This window comes from Peterkaempfera bronchialis, from assembly GCF_003258605.2.
Classification (GTDB): Bacteria; Actinomycetota; Actinomycetes; order Streptomycetales; family Streptomycetaceae; genus Peterkaempfera; species Peterkaempfera bronchialis.
Map to the genome: position 1 here is coordinate 3,631,698 of NZ_CP031264.1, position 24,187 is coordinate 3,655,884.

A 24,187-nucleotide genomic window follows, 5' to 3' on the forward strand; every position below is an offset into this window, starting at 1 on the left:
CGCCCCGCCCCCCTCGGTGAAGCCGAACCGTCCGCACCGGCACACGCCCATCCTCGCGCACGCACCCGCCCTGCAGGGAGCCCTCGAACCCGGCGGCGGTAGGCAGCCCGGCTCCGAACCGCCTTGCCCTCGGCGCCGGGCCCGAAGCGTGCTCATGCGCAGGGCCGCGCACCCCGCTGCAAGCCCACGCTCGTCGACCCCTACGGATCACGAGACAGATGCACGGTGGAGCCGGGTTTCCCCTCCAACGATCGCTACACAGCGCTACCGCCGAATACGGTGCGGATCCGATCGTTTTACAGTCCCGTCCAGGGCCGTGACCGGGGTGCACACCAGTCGACGGCCGCCTGAATCCTGTCCGGTTCGCGACTTGCTTCAGGTGCGCTCAGCGTTCGGGATGCGCCAGAGCGGGGGTTGGTGGAGTTGGGGGTGGGTGGTGGTGAGGTGGTGGCGGAGGGCGGCGCGGTGGGGGCCGGGGGTGCGGAGGGCTTCGGCGATGCGGCGGAGGGTGGCGTAGTGGGTGCCTCGGGTGCGGGCTTCGGTGTGGAAGCGGTCGAGTTGGTCGGGGATCGCGGCTGGGTCGAAGGGGGGTGGCGGGTGCTGGGTGAGTCGGGTGGCTTTGGTGCGTTCGTGGTCGATCTCGGAGAAGCCGTAGAGGTTGCGGCTGAGCTGTTCGGCTTGGGCGAGGGCGTTGGTGGCGAGCAGGGCGGCGGCGAGGTGGTTGGTGTGGAGGGCGGTGTCTGCGTCGAGCGTGTGGACGGCGGCGCTGTGGGCGGTGAGGTGGACGGGTAGGCCGGCGTCACGGACTTCGCAGGTGCCGTGGATGCCTCGGGTGGCGGCGACGAGGAGGGCGGTGGCCTCGGAGGGGTGCCAGTCGAGGATGGCGGCGGCGGTGGCGGTGTGTTCGGCGGCGGGGGTGCGGGGGCCGGGGAGCGGGTCGACGGCGAGGCGGTCCCAGGCGTAGGTGAGGATCACGGCCGGGTGGTGGGGTCCGTGAAGGGCGGCGTGGACGATCGCGGCGGCGATGGCGTCGCCGCCGCCTCCGGCAGCGATGAGAAGTCCGGTCACGCGAAGAGGCCAGGGCTGTGGGTGGCGGGCTGTTCGGCCGTCGGGGGTGGGCATGTGCGGGCAGGCTGGTGGCGTCAGCCCGGGCGGCTGTGGATGGCTTGACGGGCTGCCTGCCAGGCGTCCTCGAAGTCGGCGGCGGACAGGGGCTGCGGGTTGTGCCCCTCCCACTCGGGTACGGGGGGTTCGGCTGTGAGGCCGTAGACCGCTTCGTACTCGGGTAGCCGGCCGGTGTCCCGGGCTGTCAGCCATGCGACGAGTGAGGCTGCGGCGATCGGTGCACGCTCGGGTCCCCGGAGCTCGATCTGCCGGGTGACGTACCCGTCGTCGCCGATCTCGAAGAGGTACCGGATGTCCTCCTCGTCCCAGGAGCAGCGCATCCACTCCGTCACGTCCGGGGGCTCCTCGGTCAGGCGTCGAAGTCGTATTCGAGGATGTACGAGGCTGCGTCCAGGGTCATTTCGTTCACCTCGACGGGGCGGCCGTCGTCGGTGAAGGCGGTGCGGCAGACCAGGATGACCGGGGTGCCGGCGGGGAGCTTCAGGTCGTCGGCTTCGGTGGAGGTGGGCATGCGGGAGCGGATCTCCTCGCGGAAGTGGACGGGTTTGGCGCCGAGTTCGGCGAGGCGGGCGTAGGTGCCGCCGGGGCCGGTGTCCTCGCGGGTGATCGGGGATCCCGCGACCAGGTCGGCGGGCAGGTAGGAGGTGGAGAGCAGGACCGGTTTGCCGTCCAGGACGAAGCGGCGGGTGCGGACGCACACGGTGTCGTCGGGATCGAGGCCGAGGATGGCGGCGACGGGCGCGGGGGCGGGTTGGTGAGTGACGGTCACGTGGTCCACGAGGAGTTCGCGGCTGTCGATGTCGGCGGACCAGATGGACTGCCCGGCGCCCCAGCGGTCCGCCGCCAGCCGCTGGATGCCCCTGCGCCGGACCGGGCGGAAGTCGCGGACGAAGACGCCCGCGCCCTTGCGGGCCTCGGCGATGCCCTCGCTCTGGAGCACGCCGAGCGCCTGGCGGGCCGTCATACGGGCGACGCCATAGGTGTCCATCAGGTCGTTCTCGCCCGGGAGCCGATCTCCGGGGCGGTACTCGCCCGAGTGGACGGACGCCTTGAGCGCCTCGGCGATCCGCTGGTACTTCGGCTGCTTGGCGCTGCCTCCGCCGACCATGCTGGTGGGCTCCCCTCTCCTCTCTAGACATCCTAGGGGTGCCGTCCTGGGCCGTGGACGCGCAGGCGGTCGGCGGTCGCCGCTGCACTCCTTCGGGTGATGCCCCTCGGAGAAGACCGCCATCTCTAGAGATGTCCGGTTCACTCGTGGTGTCCAGAGATGTGGGGAGGAGCGCGCGATGGCGCAAGCCGCGGAGCACCGGGACCCGGGCGCGGATCCGCTGCGGATCGGGGAACTGCGGCTTGAGCCGCTGCCCTCGTCCGTACCCCAGGCCCGGCGCTGGTTCGACCGGCTGGCCGAGGGGCTGGACTGGGTGGGCGGGCGGGACGAGTGCCGGCTGCTGCTGTGCGAGCTGGTCACAAACGCGATCGTGTACGCATGCGTGCGCGGGCCCTGGTGCGTGCGGGTGGTGTGGTGGCGCAGCGGCAGGGCGCTCCGGGTGGAGGTCCACGACCCGGATGCGGCGTCGCCCGCGCTCATGCGGCGGGCCCGGGCGGAGGAGACCGGCGGGCGCGGGCTGTATCTGGTGGACGCGTTCGCCGACGACTGGGGCGTCGCCTACCCGGAGGGAGCGGGCAAGTGCGTCTGGTTCCGGCTGGACCGGGTCTTCGCGGGCCTGGTCGGCGGTGATGGCCGGTGAGCGGGGCGGCGCTCGGGCGGCATTCGGAGGCCCGGGTGGTGGGCCTGGTCGGCGGCTGCGGTGGTGCGGGGCAGGGGGGCTCCCCGCCCGGTCGGGAGTACCTAGACTGGCCCTTTGCGGGATGAGGGCGGCAGGCCCCCGGGCGGACAGGAGAGCGGCAGTGGCGACAGGCGGCGGCGGCGACTTCGTGGACCCGCCTGCCGAGGTGCTGGCCGAGGCCGCGGCGGCCTTCGGCCTGCTGGCCTCGCCCGCCCGGCTGCACATCGTCTGGGCGCTGGCGCAGGGCGAGAGCGATGTGAGCGGGCTCGCGGAGCGGGTGGGCGGTGCGCTGCCGGCCGTGAGCCAGCATCTGGCGAAGCTGAAGCTGGCCGGGCTGGTCCGCTCGCGGCGGGAGGGGCGGCGGGTGGTGTACCTGGTGGACCACCCGGACGTGGTGACCATGGTCCGCTGGCTGGTGGGCCAGCTGACCGAGCGAGCCGAGCAGACCGAGTACACCAGGCACACCAAGCGCACCGAGCGAGCCGAGCACGGGGTGGCACCGGGACGCATCCGTGGCCTGGGCGCCTGAGAGCGTCGCGGGATCCGGCGCCCCCGCCGCCTCGGAGGCGCCGGGGATACGGGCGGCGGGCGGCGACGCCGGGCCGTCGGAGGGCGACCTGGTCCGCGACCTGGCCGGGCTCACCGCGCTGGAGGTGCTGCGGCGGCTGGGGAGCGGACCGCGCGGCCTGTCGGAGTCGCAGGCCGAGGAGCGGCTGCTCCGGTACGGCGAGAACGTGGTGGCCGCACGACGCCCCGCCAGCTGGCCGTGGCTCCTGGCACACAGCCTGCGCGACCCGTTCACGGCGGTGCTGCTCTGCCTGGGCCTGGTGTCGGCCGCCGTCGCCGCCTGGGCCACCGCCTGTGTGATCGCGATCCTGGTCGGGGTGAGCTGTGTGCTGCGGGCCGGTGGCGAGCACCGGGCCGACCGGTCCACGGCCGCGCTCCGCGAACTGGTCGCCACCACCGCGACCGTGCAGCGCCGGGCCGCCGACGGGACCTCGGCGCCGCCGTCCCGGGAGATCCCCGTCGACCAGCTGGTGCCGGGCGATGTGATCCGGCTGGGGCCGGGCGACATGGTCCCGGCCGATCTGCGGCTGCTGCGCGCCTCCGGCCTGACGGTGCATCAGTCGGCGCTCACCGGGGAGTCCGCGCCGGTCGCCAAACACCCCGTCGACCTGCCGGGCGACCCGGGCACCGCCCTGTTCGAGCAGCCGCATCTCTGCTTCCAGGGCAGCAGCGTGGCGTCCGGCAGCGGTACGGCGGTGGTCGTCGCGACCGGCGCGGACACCCGGTTCGCCGGGACCTGGCGCGGGCCGGTACGGCGGCGTCGCGACACCGCGTTCGACCGCTCGGTCAACGGGGTCTCCTGGACCCTCATCCGCTTTATGCTGCTCACCCCGCCGCTGGTGCTGATGGCCAACGCCGCGCTGCGCGGGCGCGGACTGGAGACGCTGCCCTTCGCCGTGGCGGTGGCGGTCGCCCTGACGCCCGAGATGCTGCCGGTGATCGTCACCACGGCGCTGGCCAGGGGCGCGGCCGTACTGGCACGCGGCAGCGACGTGATCGTCAGGCGGCTGCCCGCGCTGCACGACCTCGGCGCGATCGACGTCCTCTGTACGGACAAGACCGGCACCCTCACCCAGGACCGGCCGGTTCTCGACTGCTCCCTGGACGCGGACGGCCGTCCCGACCCCGAGGTGCTGCGCTGGGCGGCCGTCAACAGCCTGTGGACGCTCCACCTCGCCGACCTCCCGGCGCCGGACGCCCTGGACGAGGCGATCCTGGACGCCGCCGAGGCCGACGGCGACGAGCTGCCGCTCTGCGACGGCGTCGCCGCGCTGCCCTTCGACCCGATCCGCCGCACCTCCTGCGCGGTGGTGCACCGACCGGGCCGTACGGGCCTGCACACCCTGGTCGTCAAGGGGGCGGTGGAGGACGTCCTGGACCGGTGCGCCCGGGTGCGGACCGGCGGCCGGGACACCGAGGTGGACCTGGACGACGACACCCGGGAGCAGCTGCGCCGCCGCGCCGAGGACCGGGCCGAGGACGGCCTGCGGCTGCTCGGCGTGGCCCTCGCCGAACGCCCCGCCCGCCTAGGCGCGTACACCCCCGCCGATGAGCGCGGCCTCACCTTCCTCGGCTTTGTCGCGCTGCGGGACGAACTCGCCCCCACCGCCGCCGACGCGCTGGCCGTCCTCGCCCGCCGGGGCGTCGCCGTCAAGGTGCTCACCGGCGACCACCCGGGCACCGCCGCCCGGGTCTGCCGCGACCTGGGCCTCGACCCCGGCACCGTGGTCACCGCCGCCCGGATCGACGGCCTGGGCCAGGCGGACCTGGCCGAACTCGCCGAGACCGGTACGGTCTTCGCCCGCTGCACCCCCGAGCACAAGGCCCGGATCGTCGGCGCGCTGCGCGCCCGGGGCCACACCACCGGGTTCCTCGGCGACGGCGTCAACGACCTGCCCGCGCTGCACGCCTCCGACGTGGGGATCTGCCCGCGCGACGCCGTCGATGTGACCCGGGAGACGGCCGATGTGGTGCTGGCGGCCAAGGACCTCACCGCCATCGACCACGCGATCGTCGCGGGGCGCCGCAGCAGCGGCAATATCGCCTCCTATCTGCGCATCGCCCTCTCCTCCAACCTCGGCAATGTCATCTCGATGCTCGCCGCCGGGCTGCTGCTGCCGTTCCTGCCCATGCTCCCGGTGCAGGTCCTGGTGCAGAACCTGTGCTTCGACGCCGCCCAGCTCGCCTTTGCCTTCGACCGGCCCCGTCCCGCCGCGCTGCACCGGCCGTCGGAGCTGCGACCGCGCAACCTGCTCCGCTTCATCACCCGGTTCGGCCTGATCAACGCCACCGCCGACCTGGCCACCTTCGCGGTGCTGGCGCTCGCCGTGCGCGGGTCCGACCTGACAAGCGGTCAGGCCGCTTTCCACTCCGGGTGGTTCACCGAGAACCTGCTCACCCAGGCGCTGGTGATGCTCATCCTGCGCACCGGGCGTCGGGCGGCCGAGGGGCGCACCCCCGGCCCGATCCGGCTGGCCACCACCGCGCTGGCCGCCATCGGCCTGCTGCTGCCGCTCTCCCCGCTCGCACCGGCGCTGGGCATGACCGCCCTGCCGCCCGTGTACTACCTGCTGCTCACCGTCGTGCTGGCGCTGTACGGGGTGGGGCTGACGGTGGCCAAGGCGCGCTATGAGCGGCAGCACGCGGAGCAGCCGGAGGACAGCCGCTGAGCCCTCCGCCGGGCGGCCGGGCGGGCGGTGGCGGCCGGTGACCGGGCGGCCTCACCCGTACGAGAGGTTGGAGCACGGGTCGTCGTCCGCCGACCGCGCCTTCCCGGCGACCTCGGACGGCAGGGCCGTCGGCACGGCCGAGGACAGGGCCGTGGGCGCGGAGGCGCCCGGGGACGGGACGGTGGCCGCGTAGTCCAGGCCGAGGGTGACGCTGATGCCGGGGGCCGTGGCGGAGCGCAGCTGCGCGCCGGGGAAGACGCGGGCGAGGGTCGCGGCCTGGTCCTGCCCGCCGGGGCCGTACTCGATCACGGTGGAGGTGTGGTCCTGGAGGGGCGCCGTCGCGGTGCGGGTGACGGTGAAGTCGTCGCCCCGCAGTATGTCCGCCGCGTGGGCCGCCAGCCCGGTGACGGTGGTGCCGTTGTAGACGGCGACGCTGATGCCCGCGCCGGAGACGGGCCCGGTGGCGGACGGCGACGCGGACGCGCTGCCCGCGCCCTCGCCGCGCGCGTCCTTGCCGTCGAGGGTGCGGTCGGCCCTGATCGCCGCCCACAGGGCGTCGGCGTCCGGGTGGACGATCGCGACCCGGGCGCCCTGGTAGCGCCAGGGGAGGGTGATGAACTTGGTGTTGTGCAGGTCGACGTTCTTCAGCGACATCGCGAAGGAGATCAGCTTCTCGGCCGAGCCCAGCCCCGGGTCGACGGTCAGGGACCTGGTCGCCGCGTCGGCGAGCGGCAGCAGCGTGGTCGGGCTGAGGCCCTCGTCCTTCACCTTCTTGATCAGACTGGAGACGAACGCCTGCTGGCGCTGGATGCGGCCGATGTCGGAGCCGTCGCCGATGCCGTGCCGGATGCGTACGTAGTCCAGCGCCTTCCGGCCGGAGACGGTCTGCGGCCCCTTGGCGAAGATGAGGCCGCCGCGGGAGCCCCGGTTGGGGTTGAGATCGCCCTGGTAGACGTCCTTGGGCACACAGACCCGTATGCCGCCGATCACCGAGGTCATCGTGGAGAAGCCCTCGAAGTCGACGACCACGGTGTGGTCGACGCGCAGTCCGCTCAGCTGCTCCACGGTGTTCTGGACGCACGCCGGGTTGCCCTGGGCGGTCAGCCCCACCGAGAAGGCCGAGTTGAACATGGCGTTGGTCTGCGGCTGGGTCCAGGTGCCGTCGGGCAGGCGGCACGGCGGTATGTCGACCAGGGTGTCGCGCGGTATCGAGACGGCGACGGCGTGCCGGTGGTCGGCGTAGACATGCAGCAGGAACGCGGTGTCCGAGCGGCCCACGTCACCGCTGCCGCCGCCCAGCTTGGCGTTGTCGCCCGAGCGTGAGTCCGAGCCGATGACCAGGACGTTCTGGCCGCTGAGGGCGGCCGGTGGCCGGCTGGCGGAGATGCCGTCGGCGTCAAAGGTGCTGATGTTGCCGTTCAGCCGGAGGTAGCCCCAGCCCACGCCTGCGGTGAGCAGCACGATCAGCGGCACGGATATCAGGGCGGCGACCCGCAGGCGGCTGCGCTTGCGCCGTCGGCCCCGGGCGGTCCGGCCGCCTGCGCCGCGCTCCGGTGCCGCCTTGTGGCTGCCTGTCATGGGTGCCCCTCCGCCCCTGGGTTATACAGTTGCGCAATATAGCAACTTTGATGGGAGAGGTGAGTCGGCGATGCTGCGCAATGGTCTGGAGCCCTGGCACCTGCTGATCGTGGTGGTCGTGATCGTCCTGCTGTTCGGATCCAAGAAGCTGCCGGACGCGGCCCGTGCGCTGGGCACGTCGCTGCGCATCCTCAAGAGCGAGGCCCGGGCCATGAAGGAGGACGGCGGGCACCCGGCCGAGCCGGAGGTGCCGCGTCCGGTCGAGGCCGCGGCGGAGGCGGCCCCGGCCCCGGCCCCGGCCCACCCGGCTCCCCATGAGGAGCCGACCGCGTCGCGGCCGTAGCGGCGCTGCCGCGTAGGGCGGCTCAGGTCGCCTCGGGGTCGAAGGGCGGCGGCCCGCCCCGGGCGGCCGGGCCGCGCTCCGCCGGCCGGTCCGGAGGGTGCAGCGGGTCCAGCGGGTCCGGCGGGTCGAGCGGGTGCAGCGGATCGAGGAGGTCGCGGAGGTCGCGGAACTCCTTGAGCCCCAGGTCGTCGCCGCCCTGCAACTGCTTGCGGACGATGTTCCGGGGGTGCAGGTCCTCGAACTCGAAGTCCTGGAACTCCGGCCCCAGCCCGGAGCGGATGTCCTCCTTCGCACTGTCGGAGAACTCCCGGATCCTGCGCAGCAGCTCCATGGCCTGCTGGATGACGGCCGGCAGCTTGTCCGGACCGAACAGCACCACCGCGAGGGTCAGCAGTGCGACCAGCTTCACCGGACCCATGTCGAAGAACACCGCACCACTCCCGTCCACGTCCGAGAGGGACACTTTATCGATTGCGTAACTGAGAAACCTACGGCCTCCACCCTCCCGCCGCCGGGACCCGCGGAAGAGGCGCGCACGGCCGCAGAGGAGAACAATGGACCGCAGTCGGCCCTCAGGTGGTTCCTGACTATGCGCGGAGACGAGTCGAGTACCGCTGACAGCGCCCGCCGGGAGCAGGCGGGCGGCGGGCCGTCGCGGCCGGGCGGGCTGCTGGGGGTGCCGCTGGCGACCGCGCTGGTCGACAGCGAGGGCCGGATCCTGCACTGGAGCGACGACGCCGAAGTCCTGCTCGGCTACCCGGCGGACGAGGCCGTCGGCCGGTATGCGGCGGACCTGCTGGTGGGCGAGGAGCAGCGGTCCGGGGGGCTGGAGCTGTTCACCCGGATCCTCGGGCGCGACGGCTGGTCCGGGGTCTTCCCGGCCCGGCACCGGGACGGCCACCAGGTGGAGCTGGAGTTCCGCACCCACCCGGTGACCGGCCCCAACCGGCGCCTCATGGTGCTGGCGGTGGCCACGGACGTCAGGGCGATGCGGCGGGTCGAGGCGGACCTCGCGGTGCTGGACGCCTTCTTCGCGCAGTCCCCGATCGGCCTGGCGGTGTACGACACCGATCTGCGGGTGGTCCGGATCAACGGCGCGCTGGCCCGGATGAACGGCCTGCCGCCGGAGCAGCACCTCGGCCGCCGGGTCAGCGAGCTGCTGCCGGGGATCGACGCCTCGGAGATCGAGGCCGCGATGCGGAGCGTGCTGGAGACGGGCGAGCCCGTGGTGGACGCCCGCTCCTACGGCCGGACGCCCGCCGACCCGGAGGTCGACCACAGCTGGTCGGGCTCGTACTTCCGGCTGGCCGACCCGACCGGCCGGATCCTCGGGGTCTGCTGCTCGGTGATCGATGTGACCGGGCGGTACGAGGCCGACGCCAGGGCGGTACGGGCCCGGGACCGGCTGGCGCTGCTGGTGGAGGCGACCGCGGGCATCGGCACCACCCTGGACCTGCGGGAGACCGCCCGCGAGCTGGCGGCGGCGATGGTGCCGCAACTCGCCGACATCAGCGCGGTCTTCGTCCTGGAGCACCGGGTGGCGGGCCAGGGCGTGGGACCGGACCAGGTACCGGGCACGGAGGCGGACGCGGACGCGGCGCCGGACGCCGAGCCGGAGCCGGTACGCCGGCTCGCCTTCACCGCCGCCGACCCCGACTTCCCGCTGGGGGAGCTGCCGCCCGACCGGGTCGGCCGCATCCCGCCCGGCTCGCCGTACGCGGAGGCCCTGGCGACCGGCCGCACGGTGGATGTCGCCTGGCCGACCGGTGACCGGCTCACCGCGATCAGCACCCCCCGCCTGCGCGAGTACCTGGACCGCTCGACCTGGACGGCGCGGGTGACCCCGCTGGTGGCCCGCGACCGGGTGCTCGGCCTGGTCGTCTACGCCCGGCGCGGCGGCCGGGAGCCGTTCGAGGACGAGGACATCACGCTCGCCGACGAGCTGGCCGCCCGCGCGGCCGTCTCCATCGACAACGCCTGGCTGTACACCCGCGAACACCGCACGGCGGAGGCCCGGCAGCAGGCCCTCCAGGAGGCCAACGCCGCCACCGAGCGGCTGCAACTGATCAATGAGGCGGGCACCCGGATCGGCTCCACGCTCGACCTGGCCAGGACGGCCCGGGAACTCGCGGACCTGGCGGTGCCCCGGCTGGCCGACGTCGCCGCCGTGTCGGTCCGCGAGTCGGTGGTGCACGGGGACGAGCCGCCCGCTCCCGACCCGGACTGGCGGGTCCGGCTGCGCACCCTGGCCGTCGGCGGCACCCCCGGACGGCCGATGACCGAGCAGGGCGTCGACGCGGAGGGCGAGGCGCGGGTCTGGGACGCCGCCACCCTGCACGCCCAGTGCCTGGCCTCCGGCAGACCGCTGCTGATCCCCGAGGTGCGGCTGGAGGACCTGCCGCACATCGCCGGCGTCCCGTCCCGGGTGGAGGTCTTCCGCGCGGAGGGCCTGCACTCGTACATGGTGGTGCCGATGCGGGCCCGGGGCCTGGTGCTCGGCGGCGCCGAGTTCGTCCGGCTGCGGGACACCCCCGAGCCGTTCAGCGCCGAGGACCTGGCGCTGGCCGTGGAGATCACCGCCAGGGCCGCCATCTCGGTCGACAACGCCCGGCTCTACACCAGCCAGCTGGAGGCCGTCCGGCTGCGGCAGCAGGCGCTGGAGGAGGCCCAGACCGCCCAGGCCCGACTGGCCCTGGTCAACGAGGCGAGCAGCCGCATCGGGACCACGCTGGACCTCCAGCGCACCGCCGAGGAACTGGTCGAGGTGGTGGTGCCGCGCTTCGCCGACCTGGCCACCGTGGACCTGCTGGACCCGGTGCTGCGCGGCGAGGAGCCCACCTCGGTGCCGTCCGACACCTCGGTGCTGCTGCGCGCCGTCGCGGTCGGGCGGACGGCCGGGCCGTGGGCCTCCCCGCTGACCGACCCGGTGGGGGAGACCTCCGCCTTCGGGGCGTCCCAGTTCTACGCCCAGAGCCTGCACAGCGGCCGGTCGGTGCTGGTCCCGGAGGTGGACGAGGAGTCGCTGCGGCGGATTGTGGGAGGGCCGGACCGGGTGGCGCCCGCCCTGGAGGTCGGGATCAGCTCGTACCTGGTGGTGCCGCTGCTCGCCCGTGGAGCGGTGCTGGGCGGCGCCGAGTTCGTCCGGCTGCGGGGCGCGGAGCCGTTCGGCACCGAGGACGTGGCGCTCGCCGAGGAGCTGGTCGGCCGGGCCGCCGTCTGCATCGACAACGCCCGGCTGTACCGGCGCGAGCGCTCCACCGCGCTGACCCTCCAGCGCAGCCTGCTGCCGCAGGAGGTGTACCCGACGCTGGGCCTGGAGATCGCCCACCGCTATCTGCCGAGCAGCCTGGTCAGCGAGGTCGGCGGCGACTGGTTCGACGTGGTGCCGCTCTCCTGCGCCAGGGTCGCCCTGGTGGTGGGCGATGTGATGGGGCATGGCATCCGGGCGGCGGCGACGATGGGGCAGATCCGTACCGTCGCGCGGACCCTCGCCACCCTGGACATGCCGCCGGAGCAGGTGCTGACCCGCCTGGACGAGACCGCCTCGGCGATCGGCGAGGGGCAGTTCGCGACCTGCGTCTGCGCCGTGTACGACCCGCTGGACCGGCTCTGCACGGTCGCCAGCGCCGGTCATCTGCCCCCCGTGGTGGTCGGGCCGGACGGCAACGTCAAGCTGATCGACATACCGCCGGGGGTGCCGCTGGGGGTCGGCGGCGCGGTCTTCGAGAGCGTCGACTTCACCCTTCCGGAGCACGGCGTCCTGGCCCTCTACACCGACGGCCTGGTGGAGCGGCGCGGCGAGGACATCGACCAGGGCATCGGCCTGCTCTGCCGGACCCTCGGCGCCCGCCGGGGCACCCTGGAGCAGACCTGTGACGCGGTGCTCGCCGCCCTGGTGAGCTCCGGCACCGAGGACGACATCGCCATGATCGTCGCCCGGGCGGTCCCCGTCCCCGAGGACCGGATCGCCGTCCTGCCACTGCACCAGGACCGCACCACGCCCAGCGACGCCCGCCGGTTCACCCGGCAGACCCTCGCCGCCTGGGGCCTCACCGCTCTCTCCGACTACGCCCAGCTGCTGGTCAGCGAACTGGTCACCAACGCGGTGCTGCACGCCGGGGCGCCCAAGCAGCTGCGGCTGATCCGCGACCGGATGTTCACCCTGGAGGTGGCCGACATCGGGCACCAGCCGCCCCGGCTGCGCCGCAGCTCCGCGGACGACGAGGGCGGCCGGGGCATGCGGCTGGTCAATGAGCTGGCGCACCGCTGGGGCAGCCGCACCACCCGGGTGGGCAAGGTGGTCTGGGCCGAGCTGGACCTGCCGCTGGGCACCTGAGGCCCGGGACCCGCCGCTGGGCACCCGATGCGGGCGCCCGGCGTACCCGCAGGCATGAAGGCGGCAGGCGGGGGCAAGCGCGGAGCCAGGAGGTAGATGACAATGGTTCCTTTGCTGCTCGTCCTGCTGCTGGCGATACTCCTCTTCGGTATCGGCTTCGCCGTGAAGGTGCTCTGGTGGGTCGCCATCGCCGTTCTGGTCGTCTGGGCGCTGGGATTCCTCTTCCGTGGCGCGGACGCGTCCGGAGGCCGGGGTCGCTGGTACCGCTGGTAGGCCGGGAACGACACCCGGCACCGTGCGAGGGGCCCCGCCGATCCGGCGGGGCCCCTCGCGGCGTCCCGGCGTGCGGTGTCCCGGGCGACCGGCGCTCAGCCTGCGGTGGCCAGCGCGTACAGCCGGTCCAGCCGGGTGCGGGTCTGCTTGTCCAGCGGCGTGTAGGTGATCAGCCGGGTGCCCAGCCGGGGGTAGAGCCACAGATGGGTGAAGTCGAAGTGGAGCAGGCCGACCTGCGGGTTGAGGAAGCGTTTGGTGCCGTTCGCCGACGGCATGGAGACCTCATGCCGCTCCCAGGCCGCAGCGAACTCCGGTGAGGCCGCCCGCAGCCGCTTCACCAGCGCCTTCCAGGCCGGCTCGGCGACATGGTCGGCCATCGAGGCGCGGAACCGGGCGACCATCGACGCCAGCGACTCATCCCGGTCCACCAGCCCCTGCCGCCACGCCGGGTGGGTGAACGCCAGCCACATGAGATTGCGGTCCTCGAAGGGGAACGCGTCCAGGTCGTCGACCAGGCGGGCGAAGGTCCGGTTGTGGGTCAGGATGTCGTACCGGCCGTTGATCACGGCGGCCGGCAGCGGCTCCAGCCGCTCCAGCATCTCCCGCAGCGCGGGTGTGATGGAGGCGCAGTCCTTGCCCGGTGACGGGTCGCCGACTCCGGCGAGCACAAAGAGGTGGCTGCGCTCATTGGGGTCCAGCAGCAGGGTGCGCGCGATGGCGTCCAGCACCTGCGCCGACACCTGGATGTCGCGTGCCTGCTCCAACCACGTGTACCAGGTGACACCGACGGCGGAGAGCTGGGCGACCTCCTCGCGCCGCAGCCCGGGGGTGCGGCGGCGGCCCCCGGACGGCAGGCCGACCTGCTCGGGCGAGATCCGCTCCCGGCGGCTGCGCAGGAAGGAGGCCAGCTCCCGGCGCCGCACCTCGTCGGGGGGACGCGGGTCGGCGGGGGGTCGGCCGTTCCGGATGGCGGCGATGGTCATACTGCCAGGATGCGGCAGGCCGCATCCCTGTGCCAGGTACTACTTATACCTGGATAACCACACTCTGGTACCCGTCTCGGCACTGCCGGACCGTAGAGCCTGTGCGTGAAACGACCGAGCGAACCGCTGTCCCTGCCGCCACCGACTCGATCCCCTCCCGGGCCACCGTGCTGCCGCGTCCGATCCGCGTCGGCGCCCCCCGGCCCGGGCCCGACCCCGCCCCCGGGCCCGAAGCCGAGACCCCGCCGCAGCTCGGCCCGCTGGGCCTGGTCACCGTGCTGCTCGGCGCCTTTCTGCCGATGCTCGACTTCTTCATCGTGAACGTCGCCCTCCCCACCATCGACCGCGACCTGGCCGCCGGACCGGCGATGCTGGAGATGGTGGTCGCGGGCTATGGCATCGCCTACGCGGTGCTGCTGGTCCTCGGCGGCCGGCTGGGCGACACCTTCGGCCGCCGCAGGCTCTTCGCCGCCGGAGCGGTCGCCTTCGCCGTGACCTCGGCGGCCTGCGGCCTGGCGCCCACGGCGGGCACGCTGGTGGCAGCCAGGGTTGCCCAGGGCGCTGCCGCCGCGCTGATGCTGCCTCAGGTGCTCGCCACCATCCAGGCCACCACCACCGGCCGCCGCCGCGCCACCGCGCTGGGCCGCTATGGCGCGGTCGCCGGCATCTCGGTGGTCATCGGCCAGGTGCTGGGCGGGGTGCTGGTCTCCGCCGACCTCTTCGGCACCGGTTGGCGCTCCATCTTCCTGGTCAATGTGCCGGTGGCGCTGGTCGCGGCGGTGCTGGCGCTGCGCGCGGTACCGGAGAGCCGCTCCGCGCACCCCGCACCGGTGGACGCCGCCGGTACCGTGCTGCTCGCGGTCTCGCTGCTGACCCTGCTGGTGCCGCTGATGGAGGGCCGGGCGGTCGGCTGGCCGCTCTGGACCTGGCTGCTGCTGGCCGCCTTCCCGTTCGCGGTGGCCGCCTTCGCCGTGGTGGAGCGGCGGGCGGAGCGGGCCGGGCGGGTGCCGCTGGTGCCGCCGTCGCTGCTGGCGGTGCCGGGGATGCGGCGCGGGCTGGCGATGGGGCTGCCGTTCTTCGTCGGCTTCGGCGGGTTCATGTTCACCGTCGCGGTCGCCCTCCAGCAGGGGCTGCGGCTGGGCCCGGTGGCGGCGGGGATGGCGCTGGTGCCGATGGCGGTGGGCTTCTTCGCCGCCTCGCTGACCGGGCCGCGGCTGGTCGGCCGGTACGGGAGCCGGACGATCACGGCGGGCGCCCTGGTGCAGGCGGTCGGCCTGGCGGTGCTGGCCCTCACCTTCCTGCGCGCCGGGTCGGACCTGGGCCCGCTGGACCTGCTGCCGGGCACCGCGCTCGCCGGGGTGGGGCAGGGGCTGGTGATGACGCCGCTCTTCCGGGTGGTGCTGGCGGATGTGCCGGTGGAGCGGGCCGGGGTGGGCAGCGGGGTGCTGGTCACCACCCAGCAGGCGAGTCTGGCGCTGGGCGTCGCCACCCTGGGCACGCTCTTCCTCGCGCTGTCGCCGGACACCGTGCTGGGGGTGCCGGACGCCGTCGCGGTGGTGCTGCTGGTGCAGCTGGCCGGTACGGCGGCGGTGGTGCTGCTCAGCCGGCGGCTGCCGCGCGCGGTGCGGTGAACCGGACCAACCGGACCACCCCGACCACCCTTTCGGGCGACCTCGGATGGCGGAGCCGTCACGGCACGGACCGGCCCTCGTTGGAGGTTTGGGATTCAGATGTCACACCAAAGAGGTAAATACTCCATCCGGGCTGGAACTTTGTCGATTTGTTGCGGAATTCTGGGCATCGGCGTCGCAGCCTGCGGACCACGTCTGGCCACGTGATCCGCACCGCACGTTCCACGTCCAGCCTCTGGAGGACCACATGGCTCGTAACCGGATCGCCCGCCTGACCGGCCTGCTGGCAGCCGCCCCGCTCGCGGCGGCCCTGCTGCTCGCCGGGGCCGGTGCCGCGCAGGCCGACAACGGCGCCCTCTCCGACCACCACTCCAACGGCTCCGTCGTCACCGACACCGGCAGCGGCAACGTCTTCGGCCCGCTCGACGGCAACTACAACTGGGCGCAGCAGACGGCGACCGGCTCGGGCGCCTCCAACCAGAACAACACCCTGGGTGTGAAGGGCAACTCCGGCCTGGTCTACGCGGCGCAGACCAACCTCAACATCAACTTCTACAGGCACCTCGGCTGACGGTCGGCCACCGGCAGCGGAAAGGGTCACCGCACGCCGGTCCTGTGGGGCGGCGCCATCTCGGCGCCGCCCCGCAGGCGTGTCCAAGGTCAGGACTCAGGCCGGGCCGCGCCCGGTGAGGGTGGAGCCGGCGCTGGCGGCCACCACACAGGCGATGCCGAGCGCCTGCGTCAGACCGAGCAGCTGACTCAGCACCACCATGCCGACCACCGCACTGACCGCCGGCTCCAGGCTGGCGACCACGCTGAAGACCCGCTGCGGCAGGCGCCGCAGGGCGGTCATCTCCAGCGCGTACGGGATCACCGGGAAGAGCATCGCCACCCCGGCGGCCCACAGCAGCAGGAGCCAGGGGTGCGGGTCGGCGGCCAGCCCGTGCCACGCCGGGGCCAGGCCGAACGGTGCGATCACCAGCGCGCCGACGGTGATGGAGACCGCCAGGCCCTCGAAGCCCTTGAAGGCCGCGCCCACCCGGTGGGTGAGCAGGATGTAGAGCGCGAGGCAGACCGCGGCGCCGAAGGCGCAGGCCAGGCCCACCGGGTCCAGCCCGGAGTGGCCACCGCCGCCGGGTCCGCTGCCGTGGCCACCGGCCAGGGTGAGCAGGACCACCCCGCCGCCGGCCAGCAGCGCCCAGAGCACATGGCCGAGCCGCCGGGCGAAGACCAGCGCCACCGCCAGCGGGCCCAGGAACTCGATGGTCGCGGCGGTACCCATCGGCAGCCGGTCCACCGCGCCCGCGAAGAGCAGCGTCATCCCGGCCGAGGCGATCCCCAGCAGCACGGCGGACGCCAGATCGCGGCGGGACCGGCCGCGCAGCCGGGGCCGGGTGGCGGCGAGCAGCACCGCAGCGGCGAAGAGCAGCCGCAGAAAGGTGGTCCCGGTCACCCCGAGCGGGCCGAAGAGCGGGGTGGAGAAGGCGATGCCCGACTGCACCGCGGCCATGGCGAGCAGACAGAAAAGCGGCGCCGGGATCGAGTCCAGGCGCCGCAGCAGGGTGGGGGTCCGCCGCCCCGGTGGGCGGTGGGCCGGACCGGCCGTGGGGCCGGGGTCCGCGGCGCCGGCCGAGCCTCGTCGCCAGCCGCCGCGCTCGCCTGCGGGCTCGCCCTTGGGGGAGGGCGGCACGGCAAGGGCCTCGGCGGGAACGCCGGGCAGGACGTGCTCGGTGGCGGGGGAGGACATGGCCATCAGTGTGGCGTAAGGAGCGTATGTGCCGCAAACTCGTTACCCCGGTGTGGCGATAAGCCGAAAATCCCCGCAAAGCGAACAGGATGGAGCGTGCGCCTTCCCCGACCAGCCGCCATCCTGGCCGCCATCCTCGTCCTGCTCGTCCCACCCGTCGGGATGTTCGCCGCAGCGCAGCCCGCCAGCGCCGACGAACTCCCCGTCAACCTCTTCACCGGACGCGGCTTCGACGCCTGCGCCGCCCCCTCCCTCACCACCATGCGCCGCTGGGCCCGGCACTCCCCCTACGGCGCCGCCGGCATCTACTTCGGAGGCATCAACCGGGCCTGCGCCCAGCCCCGCCTCACCCCCGACTGGGTCGCCTCCGTCGACCGCATGGGCTGGCGGCTGCTCCCGCTCTACGCCGGCCTCCAGGCCCCGTGCCGCAAGGGCGGCCACCGCCTGCGCCGCATCGACCCGGCACAGGCCCGCGACCAGGGCCGCGACCAGGCCGCCGACGCGGTGAGCCGCGCCGACGCCCTGGGCCTGGACCAGGGCAGCGCCCTCTACCTGGACATGGAGAACTACCCGCGCGGCAATGCCCGCTGCACCCGCGCCGTGCTCGACTTCGTCGTCGGCTGGACCGTCGAGATCCAGGACAGCGGCTACTGGGCCGGCTTCTACAGCAGCGCCGACTCCGGCATCGCCGACCTCGCCGCCGCCCGCCGCGCCGGCCTGGGGCCGCTCCCCGACGCCCTCTGGTACGCGCACTGGAACGGCCGGGCCCGCACCAGCAAGGCCAAGCACCTCTCCCCCCAGGCATGGTCGGACCACCAGCGGGTCCACCAGTACCGAGGCAACGTCCGGGAGAGCTACGGCGGAGCCGCCCTCACCGTGGACCGCAACGCCGTCGACTCGGCGGTCGCCGTGGTCCGCTACTGAAGGCCGCAGTGCGGGCACGACTGCTGACATCGGGCCACTCCGCCGACAGAATCGGGCCATGACCCCGGCTACCGGCGGGTAGACGGCAGCCGGGTCGCAGCAGCCGCCCGGTCAAGGAGGACCCGAGTGCTCAGCACCATGCAGGACGTACCGCTCACCGTCGCCCGCATCCTGACCCATGGATCGACCGTCCACAGCGGCTCCACCGCCGCCACCTGGAACGGTACCGCAGCGGACCGCCGCAGCTACGCCGAGGTCGGCGCCCGCGCCGCGCAGCTCGCCCACGCCCTCCGCGACGAACTCGGCGTCACCGGCGACCAGCGGGTCGCCACCCTGATGTGGAACAACACCGGCCATCTGGAGGCGTACCTCGCCATCCCGGCCATGGGCGCCGTGCTGCACACCCTCAACCTGCGGCTCCCCGCCCACCAGCTGGCGTACATCATCAACCACGCCGCCGACCAGGTGATCCTGGTCGACTCCACCCTGCTGCCGCTGCTCGCCCCCGTCCTCCCGCACCTCGCGCCCACCCTCAGGCACATCGTGGTGGCCGGCCCGGGCGACCGGTCCCCGCTGGACGGCTTCCCCGGCACCGTGCACGGCTACGAGGAGCTGATCGCCGACCGGCCCACCGCCTACCCGTGGGCCGCCGACCTGGACGAGCGCACCGCCGCCGCCCTCTGCTACACCTCCGGCACCACCGGCGACCCCAAGGGCGTCGTCTACAGCCACCGCTCGATCTATCTGCACTGCCTCCAGGTCATCGCCGCCGACAGCTTCGGCATCACCGCCCGCGACACCGCGCTGCCGGTGGTCCCCATGTTCCACGTCAACGCCTGGGGCATCCCGCACGCCGCCTTTATGTCCGGTACCCACCTGCTGCTGCCCGACCGCTTCCTCCAGCCCGAGCCGCTGGCCCGGATGATCGCCGCCGAGCGGCCCACCGTCGGCGCCGCCGTCCCCACCATCTGGGCCGGGCTGCTGGACGAGCTGGACCACCGCCCGTACGACACCTCCTCGCTGCGGATGGTCGTCATCGGCGGCTCCGCCTGCCCGCCGTCGCTGATGCGGGCCTTCGAGGAGCGGCACGACATCCGGGTGGTGCACGCCTGGGGCATGACCGAGACCTCGCCGCTGGGCTCCTTCGGCACCGTCCCCGGCGGCCTGACGCCCGACCAGGAGTGGCCGTACCGGATCACCCAGGGCCGCTTCCCGGCCTCGGTGGAGGCCCGGCTGACCGGTCCCGACGGCTCCCGGATGGAGCACGACGGCGCCTCGGCGGGCGAGCTGGAGGTCCGAGGGCCGTGGATCGCCGGGGCCTACTACGGCGGCGCGGGCCAGGACCCGGTACGGCCCGACGACAAGTTCAGCGAGGACGGCTGGCTGCGCACCGGCGATGTCGGCACCATCACCCCCGACGGCTACCTCACCCTCACCGACCGGGCCAAGGACGTCATCAAGTCCGGCGGCGAGTGGATCTCCTCGGTCGAGCTGGAGGGCTTTCTGATGGCCCACCCGGATGTGGTGGAGGCGGCCGTGGTCGCCGTGCCCGACGAGAGGTGGGGTGAGCGCCCGCTCGCCACGGTGGTGCTGCGGGAGGGCGCCACGGCGGACTTCGCCGAGCTGCGCGACTTCCTGGGGGAGCACGTCGCCAAGTGGCAGCTGCCGGAGCGGTGGACGCTGATTCCGGAGGTGCCCAAGACCTCGGTCGGGAAGTTCGACAAGAAGGTCATCCGCAAGCGCCACGCGGACGGGGAGTTGGACGTCACCACGCTCTGACCGCGTCCTCCGAGGCGCCCGGCGGCGGGGCCGGAGGGGTGTCCTCCGGCCCCGCCCGTGCTCAGGTGGCGTCGGCGGTCGGCGGACCGATCTTGCTCAGCAGGTCCACGATCCGCCCCTGCACATCGGCGCTGGTCGACCGCTCGGCCAGGAAGAGGACCGTCTCCCCGGTCCGCAGCCGGGGCAGCTCCTGCGGGTCGATGTCCCCCGAGGTGTAGATCACCATCGGGGTGCGGTGCAGCCGGTCGTTGGCGCGCAGCCAGTCCACGATCCCCACCCGGCGGCGCCGGACCAGCATCAGGTCCATCACCACCAGGTTGGGCTGCACACTGCTCGCCCTGGAGACCGCGTCGCTCTCCGACGCCGCGTGCTCCACATGCATGCCGCGCCGCTCCAGGCTGGAGGAGAAGGCGGTGGCGATGTCGGAGTCGGCCTCCACCAGCAGCACCCGGGGGGCATGGCTCTCGCTGTCGCGCGGCGACAGCGCCCGCAGCAGCACCGCCGGGTCCGCGCCGTACGCGGCCTCCCGGGTGGCCTGCCCCAGCCCGGCCGTCACCAGCACCGGGACATGCGCATTGACGGCGGCGGTGCGCAGCGACTGGAGGGCGGTCCGGGTGATCGGCCCGGTCAGCGGGTCCACGAAGAGCGCCGCCGGGTACGCGGGGACCTGCGCGTCCACCTCCTCCCGGGAGCGGACGATCACCGGGCGGTAGCCGCGCTCCTTCAGGGCCTCCTTGGTGGACGGGTCGGGCTCCGGCCAGACCAGCAGCCGGCGCGGGCCGCCGTCCGGGGAGGGGACGCCCGCAGCGGGCTGGTCCTCCGGCCCGGCCTCCGGGGCCACGGCGGCCCCGGCCGTCTCCAGACCGGCGCCGTCAGTGTCATCGGTACCGGACAGCGGCGGCACCGCGATCGGCTGCGGCGGGGTGTGCGCGGGGACGTCCGGGGCGGCCGGCAGGGCCATGGGTGCGGCCTCCAGCGCCCGGGGCGCATCGGCGGGCTGCCCGGGCTCGCCGGGAGCGACCAGGTCGAGCACCGGACCGGCCACCACGCCGTTGGCCTGGAGGGCGGCCACCGGGCGGGCCGGGTCGCCCGGCCCCTGCGGATAGCCGCCGGGGAAGGCGCCGGGCCCGGTCACAAACGGGTCCACCGACTCGGACCGGGCCGGCTCCAGGGCCGCCGGACCGCTGCCCGTCGGAACCGGAGCCGGGGCAGCGCCGGGGTCGCCCTGCGGTGCGGCGGGCCCGGCCGCCTCCAGCGCGGCCGGTCCGGCCGGCACCGGGGCCCGGACGTCGTCGCCGGGGGGCACCGCCAGCCGCCGCCGACGCCCGGTGGGCGGCGGGACGGGCGCGGCGGGCTGCGGCGCGGCGGCCGCTGCCGGCGGCAGGGCGTTCTCCAGGCCGGGGTAGGCCGGGGCGGCGGGGAAGGGCATGCCGTTCGCCGGGGTGCCCGGCCCCGGACCCGCGGGGTCCGCGCCCGGCGGCACGGCCTCGGCGGGCGTCTCGCGCGGCGGTACGGGCTCCATGGCGAAGGCGGTGGACTGCGGCGGAACGGCCGGGCCCGGCCGCGCGTCCGCAGCGGCCGGGGGAAGCGCGTTCCGTACGCTGTGCGGCGCGGGGTCGCCCGGGTAGGACTCGGCCCCCTCGGCGGCCGGGAGCGCCCGCCGCCGCCGCTGGCCGCCGCCCTGCCGGCCGCTGCCCTCCGACGCGGGTTCCGCGCCCGGCTGCGGCTCGTCCTGCGGGGTCCGCTGCCGTGGCGGACGCGGGCCGCCGTCGCCCTCCGGCGCGGCTCCCGACGGACCGGGGCCGAGCGCTATCGGGGCGCGCGGGGCCTGCTGCTCCTTGCCTCCCCGACGGCCGGCGTTTGCCTGCTCGGGCGCCTCGGGTGACTCGGGCGCCTTGGGTGCCTCGGACTCCTCGGGGCGGCGGGCCACCGGCGGGGCGGGGATGCCGTCCGGCAGCTCCGGCAGGACGGCGGTGTCCGACTCCTTGGGGGCGTCGCGGCGCCCGGCCGCACCCGCCCGCTCGGCGGCGGCCCGGGCGGCGACAGGGTCCAGCGGCAGCTCCACCACATAGGTGGTGCCCTTGCCGTCCGGCAGCCGGTGCGACTGGAGGACACCGCCGTGCCGCTCGACCATGCCGCGCGCGATCGGCAGGTGCACCGGGCTGCCACCGTCGCCGGGGCCGCGCACCTCGATCCGGGCCACGTCGCCGCGCTGCGCGGCCGCCATCACCACCACGGGCACGTCGCTGCCGGCCGGCGGCAGCGCGGGCGTGGCGCCGTACGGTGCGGGCCGGGGCGCCTGGTCGGCGGGGTCCAGCGACAGGGGGACCCCGCTGACGTCGGTGACCAGGTGGGCCAGCGCCTGGGCCAGCCGCGCGGCGTCGGCGACCACCTCGACCGAGGCCACATGGAGGGAGACCCGCACCCGGTCGGCGCCGACCAGCTCACCGGCCGCCTTCACGGCCCGCTGAACGATCTTCTCCACGTCCACCGGCTTGCGGTCCAGCGCTTCCTTGCCGCTCTCCACCGCGCTCTCGAAGCGCTGGTACGACAGCACCCCGTCGACCAGCCGGGAGAAGCGCGCGCACTCGTCGGCCAGCCGCCGCAGCGTCCAGTTGGCCTCCGGCCAGAGCTGGCCGGCCGGGTCGGCGGCGAGCCCGTCGATCCGCTGCCGCAGCTGGTCCAGCGAGCCGCGCAGCTCCTGCTCCAGTACGGCGGTGAGATGGCGGCCCCGGGCGGCCAGCGCCAGCTCCTTGGTCCGGTCGGTGAAGGTCATCACGGCGCCGACCAGCTGATCGCCGTCGCGCACCGGGGCGGTGGTGAGGTCCACCGTGACCGGGCGGCCGTCCTTGCGCCACAGCACGGTGCCGCGCACCCGGTGCTTGCGGCCGGAGGAGAGGGTGTCGGCGAGCGGGGACTCCTCGGCCGCCAGCGCGGTGCCGTCCGCCCGCGAGTGCTGGACCAGCGGGTGCAGCTCGCGGCCGCCCAGCTCGCTGGCCCGGAAGCCCAGGATGTGCGCGGCGGCCGGGTTGATCAGCACCACGCGGCCTTCGAGGTCCACCCCGACGATGCCCTCGGCGGCGGCGCGCAGGATCATCTCGGTCTGCTTGTGCTGGCGGCGCAGCTCCGCCTCGACGTCGAGCCGGTCGGAGAGGTCGCGGACCAGGATGAGCAGCAGTTCGCGGGCGCTGCCCTCGGAGCCGCCGCCGTAGCCGGGGGCGGCCCAGCCGGAGCTGCTGCGGAACGGGTCGTAGGGGGTGAGGGGGGAGGGGGAGTACGGGGACCCCTCGTCCTCGAAGTCGTTGCTGGAGACCTCGACGGGGAAGGTGGTGCCGTCGGTGCGGCGGGCGGTCATCCGCACAGGGCCGTCGGCGCTGTCGGGATCGCTGGGCGCGGGGCGCATCGATCCGGGGATGCGGCTGGGATCGAACTCGGGAAGCAGACCGAGTACGCCCATGCCGACCAGTGAGGTCCCCGGCGCCTGAAGGCTCTCCACGGCAGCGGTGTTGGCGTCCACGACGGTGCCGTTGCTGTTCACGAGCAGCAGCGCGTCCGGAAGCGCGTCGAGTATCGCTGCGAGGCGAGCAGCGCCTCGGGTCGGCCTGCTGCTCACGTCGAGGGGTCCTCCTCTGGCTGAACTCGTGCTGTGCTGCGGTGCCCTCCACCGCCCCCCCAGGCCATGCCATCCAGAACTATCCCATTGTTTTTGCGGTTCCGACGACCCGCCTAGTAACGTTGACGGCGGTTGGTCGCAGCCGGGTAGGCTGTGGCATCATCCATGCACGTGGTGCGCGGCACACTTGTGGTGACGCGAGCCCGCGCGGGGAGGCTTCGCCTAGTCTGGTCTATGGCGCCGCACTGCTAATGCGGTTTGGGCCTTAAAGCCCATCCGGGGTTCAAATCCCCGAGCCTCCGCACTTCGGGACAGCCCCGCCGACTCCGGTCGGCGGGGCTGTCCCCGTTGGGGCGGCCAGGGTTCGTTCGCCGTGGGCGAACGGGGATGGCGGCGGCGCCACGGGCGATATCCGATTTCACCCCCGGGCAGCGGTCATGTAATGTTGTCCCCGCAACACCGCAGGAGGTCGCAAGATCACCTGAGGGCGCTCGTAGCTCAACGGATAGAGCATTTGACTACGGATCAAAAGGTTGCAGGTTCGAATCCTGCCGAGCGCACAGCATCGACGGAGGCCCCGGGCAGACGCCCGGGGCCTCCGCCCTTTCCTCCGCCACTCGGCGACAGCGCGGGAGTAGCGGCAGTAGCGGCTAGTGACGGCCGTGGCGGCCGGTCGCTGGTCGGAGCGGCCTTCCGGATCGGGTAGGCTTGTGCTCGCAACACCGCAGGAGGTCGTAAGACCGCCTGAGGGCGCTCGTAGCTCAACGGATAGAGCATTTGACTACGGATCAAAAGGTTGCAGGTTCGAATCCTGCCGAGCGCACAGCACCGA

The 24,187-nt window shown here is 74.0% G+C and carries 18 protein-coding genes and 3 tRNA genes; 13 read left to right on the forward strand and 8 right to left on the reverse strand.

Translation table 11 applies throughout. The annotated features are described in order from the left end of the window. Window positions 1-375: 375 nt before the first annotated feature. From C7M71_RS16110 to C7M71_RS16120, 3 genes are all read right to left on the reverse strand, one after another. Window positions 376-1,068: a DUF1152 domain-containing protein gene (locus tag C7M71_RS16110; RefSeq protein WP_229758761.1), complete on the reverse strand. Its 693-nt coding sequence runs from the start codon at window positions 1,066-1,068 to the stop codon at window positions 376-378. A 74-nt stretch (window positions 1,069-1,142) separates the two neighbouring features. Next, a complete protein-coding gene (locus tag C7M71_RS16115; RefSeq protein WP_111490978.1) occupies window positions 1,143-1,457 on the reverse strand; it encodes a hypothetical protein in 315 nt (104 codons plus the stop codon). Between the two features lie 17 nt (window positions 1,458-1,474). After that, window positions 1,475-2,233, reverse strand: coding sequence for a GntR family transcriptional regulator (locus C7M71_RS16120; RefSeq protein ID WP_111490977.1), 759 nt, complete (start codon window positions 2,231-2,233; stop codon window positions 1,475-1,477). Window positions 2,234-2,411: 178 nt separating this feature from the next. Here C7M71_RS16120 and C7M71_RS16125 point away from each other — a divergent pair, with 178 nt between their 5' ends. From C7M71_RS16125 to mgtA, 3 genes are all read left to right on the forward strand, one after another. Further along, window positions 2,412-2,873 carry an ATP-binding protein gene (locus C7M71_RS16125; protein ID WP_111490976.1) on the forward strand — a complete coding sequence of 154 codons (462 nt, stop codon included), beginning with the start codon at window positions 2,412-2,414 and terminating at the stop codon, window positions 2,871-2,873. A 160-nt stretch (window positions 2,874-3,033) separates the two neighbouring features. Further along, a complete protein-coding gene (locus C7M71_RS16130; RefSeq protein ID WP_111490975.1) occupies window positions 3,034-3,441 on the forward strand; it encodes an ArsR/SmtB family transcription factor in 408 nt (135 codons plus the stop codon). Beyond that, the gene (gene mgtA, locus C7M71_RS16135) at window positions 3,425-6,148 is read left to right on the forward strand and encodes a magnesium-translocating P-type ATPase (RefSeq protein ID WP_111490974.1); all 2,724 of its coding nucleotides are present in this window, start codon (window positions 3,425-3,427) and stop codon (window positions 6,146-6,148) included. The genes C7M71_RS16130 and mgtA overlap by 17 nt, the downstream gene beginning before the upstream one ends. A gap of 51 nt (window positions 6,149-6,199) precedes the next feature. Here the strand turns inward: mgtA and C7M71_RS16140 are convergent, their stop codons facing one another. Beyond that, window positions 6,200-7,726, reverse strand: a complete 1,527-nt coding sequence (locus C7M71_RS16140) for an LCP family protein (protein WP_111490973.1) — start codon at window positions 7,724-7,726, stop codon at window positions 6,200-6,202. Between the two features lie 70 nt (window positions 7,727-7,796). Between C7M71_RS16140 and tatA the strand changes: the two genes are divergently transcribed. Then, complete coding sequence (gene tatA, locus C7M71_RS16145; protein WP_111490972.1) at window positions 7,797-8,069, forward strand: Sec-independent protein translocase subunit TatA; 273 nt, start codon at window positions 7,797-7,799, stop codon at window positions 8,067-8,069. A 22-nt stretch (window positions 8,070-8,091) separates the two neighbouring features. On the opposite strand, the gene C7M71_RS16150 is transcribed toward tatA, so the two are convergent. After that, window positions 8,092-8,499 carry a sec-independent translocase gene (locus C7M71_RS16150; protein WP_111490971.1) on the reverse strand — a complete coding sequence of 136 codons (408 nt, stop codon included), beginning with the start codon at window positions 8,497-8,499 and terminating at the stop codon, window positions 8,092-8,094. A gap of 159 nt (window positions 8,500-8,658) precedes the next feature. Here C7M71_RS16150 and C7M71_RS16155 point away from each other — a divergent pair, with 159 nt between their 5' ends. Both C7M71_RS16155 and C7M71_RS16160 read left to right on the forward strand, forming a co-directional pair. After that, window positions 8,659-12,405 (forward strand): SpoIIE family protein phosphatase, encoded by a 3,747-nt coding sequence (locus C7M71_RS16155; RefSeq protein WP_111490970.1) that lies wholly within the window; start codon window positions 8,659-8,661, stop codon window positions 12,403-12,405. A gap of 102 nt (window positions 12,406-12,507) precedes the next feature. Next, window positions 12,508-12,678: a hydrophobic protein gene (locus C7M71_RS16160; protein WP_111490969.1), complete on the forward strand. Its 171-nt coding sequence runs from the start codon at window positions 12,508-12,510 to the stop codon at window positions 12,676-12,678. A 95-nt stretch (window positions 12,679-12,773) separates the two neighbouring features. Here the strand turns inward: C7M71_RS16160 and C7M71_RS16165 are convergent, their stop codons facing one another. Continuing rightward, a complete protein-coding gene (locus C7M71_RS16165) occupies window positions 12,774-13,661 on the reverse strand; it encodes a helix-turn-helix transcriptional regulator (RefSeq protein ID WP_111490968.1) in 888 nt (295 codons plus the stop codon). A 167-nt stretch (window positions 13,662-13,828) separates the two neighbouring features. Here C7M71_RS16165 and C7M71_RS16170 point away from each other — a divergent pair, with 167 nt between their 5' ends. After that, the gene (locus C7M71_RS16170) at window positions 13,829-15,292 is read left to right on the forward strand and encodes an MFS transporter (RefSeq protein ID WP_407675988.1); all 1,464 of its coding nucleotides are present in this window, start codon (window positions 13,829-13,831) and stop codon (window positions 15,290-15,292) included. A 247-nt stretch (window positions 15,293-15,539) separates the two neighbouring features. Further along, complete coding sequence (locus C7M71_RS16175; protein WP_111490966.1) at window positions 15,540-15,863, forward strand: hypothetical protein; 324 nt, start codon at window positions 15,540-15,542, stop codon at window positions 15,861-15,863. Between the two features lie 96 nt (window positions 15,864-15,959). Here the strand turns inward: C7M71_RS16175 and C7M71_RS16180 are convergent, their stop codons facing one another. Then, window positions 15,960-17,039: an EamA family transporter gene (locus tag C7M71_RS16180; RefSeq protein ID WP_114914392.1), complete on the reverse strand. Its 1,080-nt coding sequence runs from the start codon at window positions 17,037-17,039 to the stop codon at window positions 15,960-15,962. A gap of 96 nt (window positions 17,040-17,135) precedes the next feature. Between C7M71_RS16180 and C7M71_RS16185 the strand changes: the two genes are divergently transcribed. Further along, a complete protein-coding gene (locus tag C7M71_RS16185) occupies window positions 17,136-17,963 on the forward strand; it encodes a DUF1906 domain-containing protein (RefSeq protein WP_265737660.1) in 828 nt (275 codons plus the stop codon). 126 nt (window positions 17,964-18,089) lie between these two features. Beyond that, window positions 18,090-19,742, forward strand: a complete 1,653-nt coding sequence (locus tag C7M71_RS16190; RefSeq protein ID WP_111490964.1) for a long-chain fatty acid--CoA ligase — start codon at window positions 18,090-18,092, stop codon at window positions 19,740-19,742. Between the two features lie 61 nt (window positions 19,743-19,803). Here C7M71_RS16190 and C7M71_RS16195 read toward each other — a convergent pair whose 3' ends face one another. Further along, complete coding sequence (locus C7M71_RS16195) at window positions 19,804-23,355, reverse strand: response regulator (RefSeq protein ID WP_114914393.1); 3,552 nt, start codon at window positions 23,353-23,355, stop codon at window positions 19,804-19,806. A gap of 211 nt (window positions 23,356-23,566) precedes the next feature. Between C7M71_RS16195 and C7M71_RS16200 the strand changes: the two genes are divergently transcribed. From C7M71_RS16200 to C7M71_RS16210, 3 genes are all read left to right on the forward strand, one after another. Beyond that, window positions 23,567-23,657, forward strand: a tRNA-Ser gene (locus tag C7M71_RS16200). Window positions 23,658-23,842: 185 nt separating this feature from the next. Then, window positions 23,843-23,915 (forward strand) — tRNA-Arg (locus C7M71_RS16205). Window positions 23,916-24,105: 190 nt separating this feature from the next. After that, a tRNA-Arg gene (locus tag C7M71_RS16210) sits at window positions 24,106-24,178 on the forward strand. Window positions 24,179-24,187 lie beyond the last annotated feature (9 nt).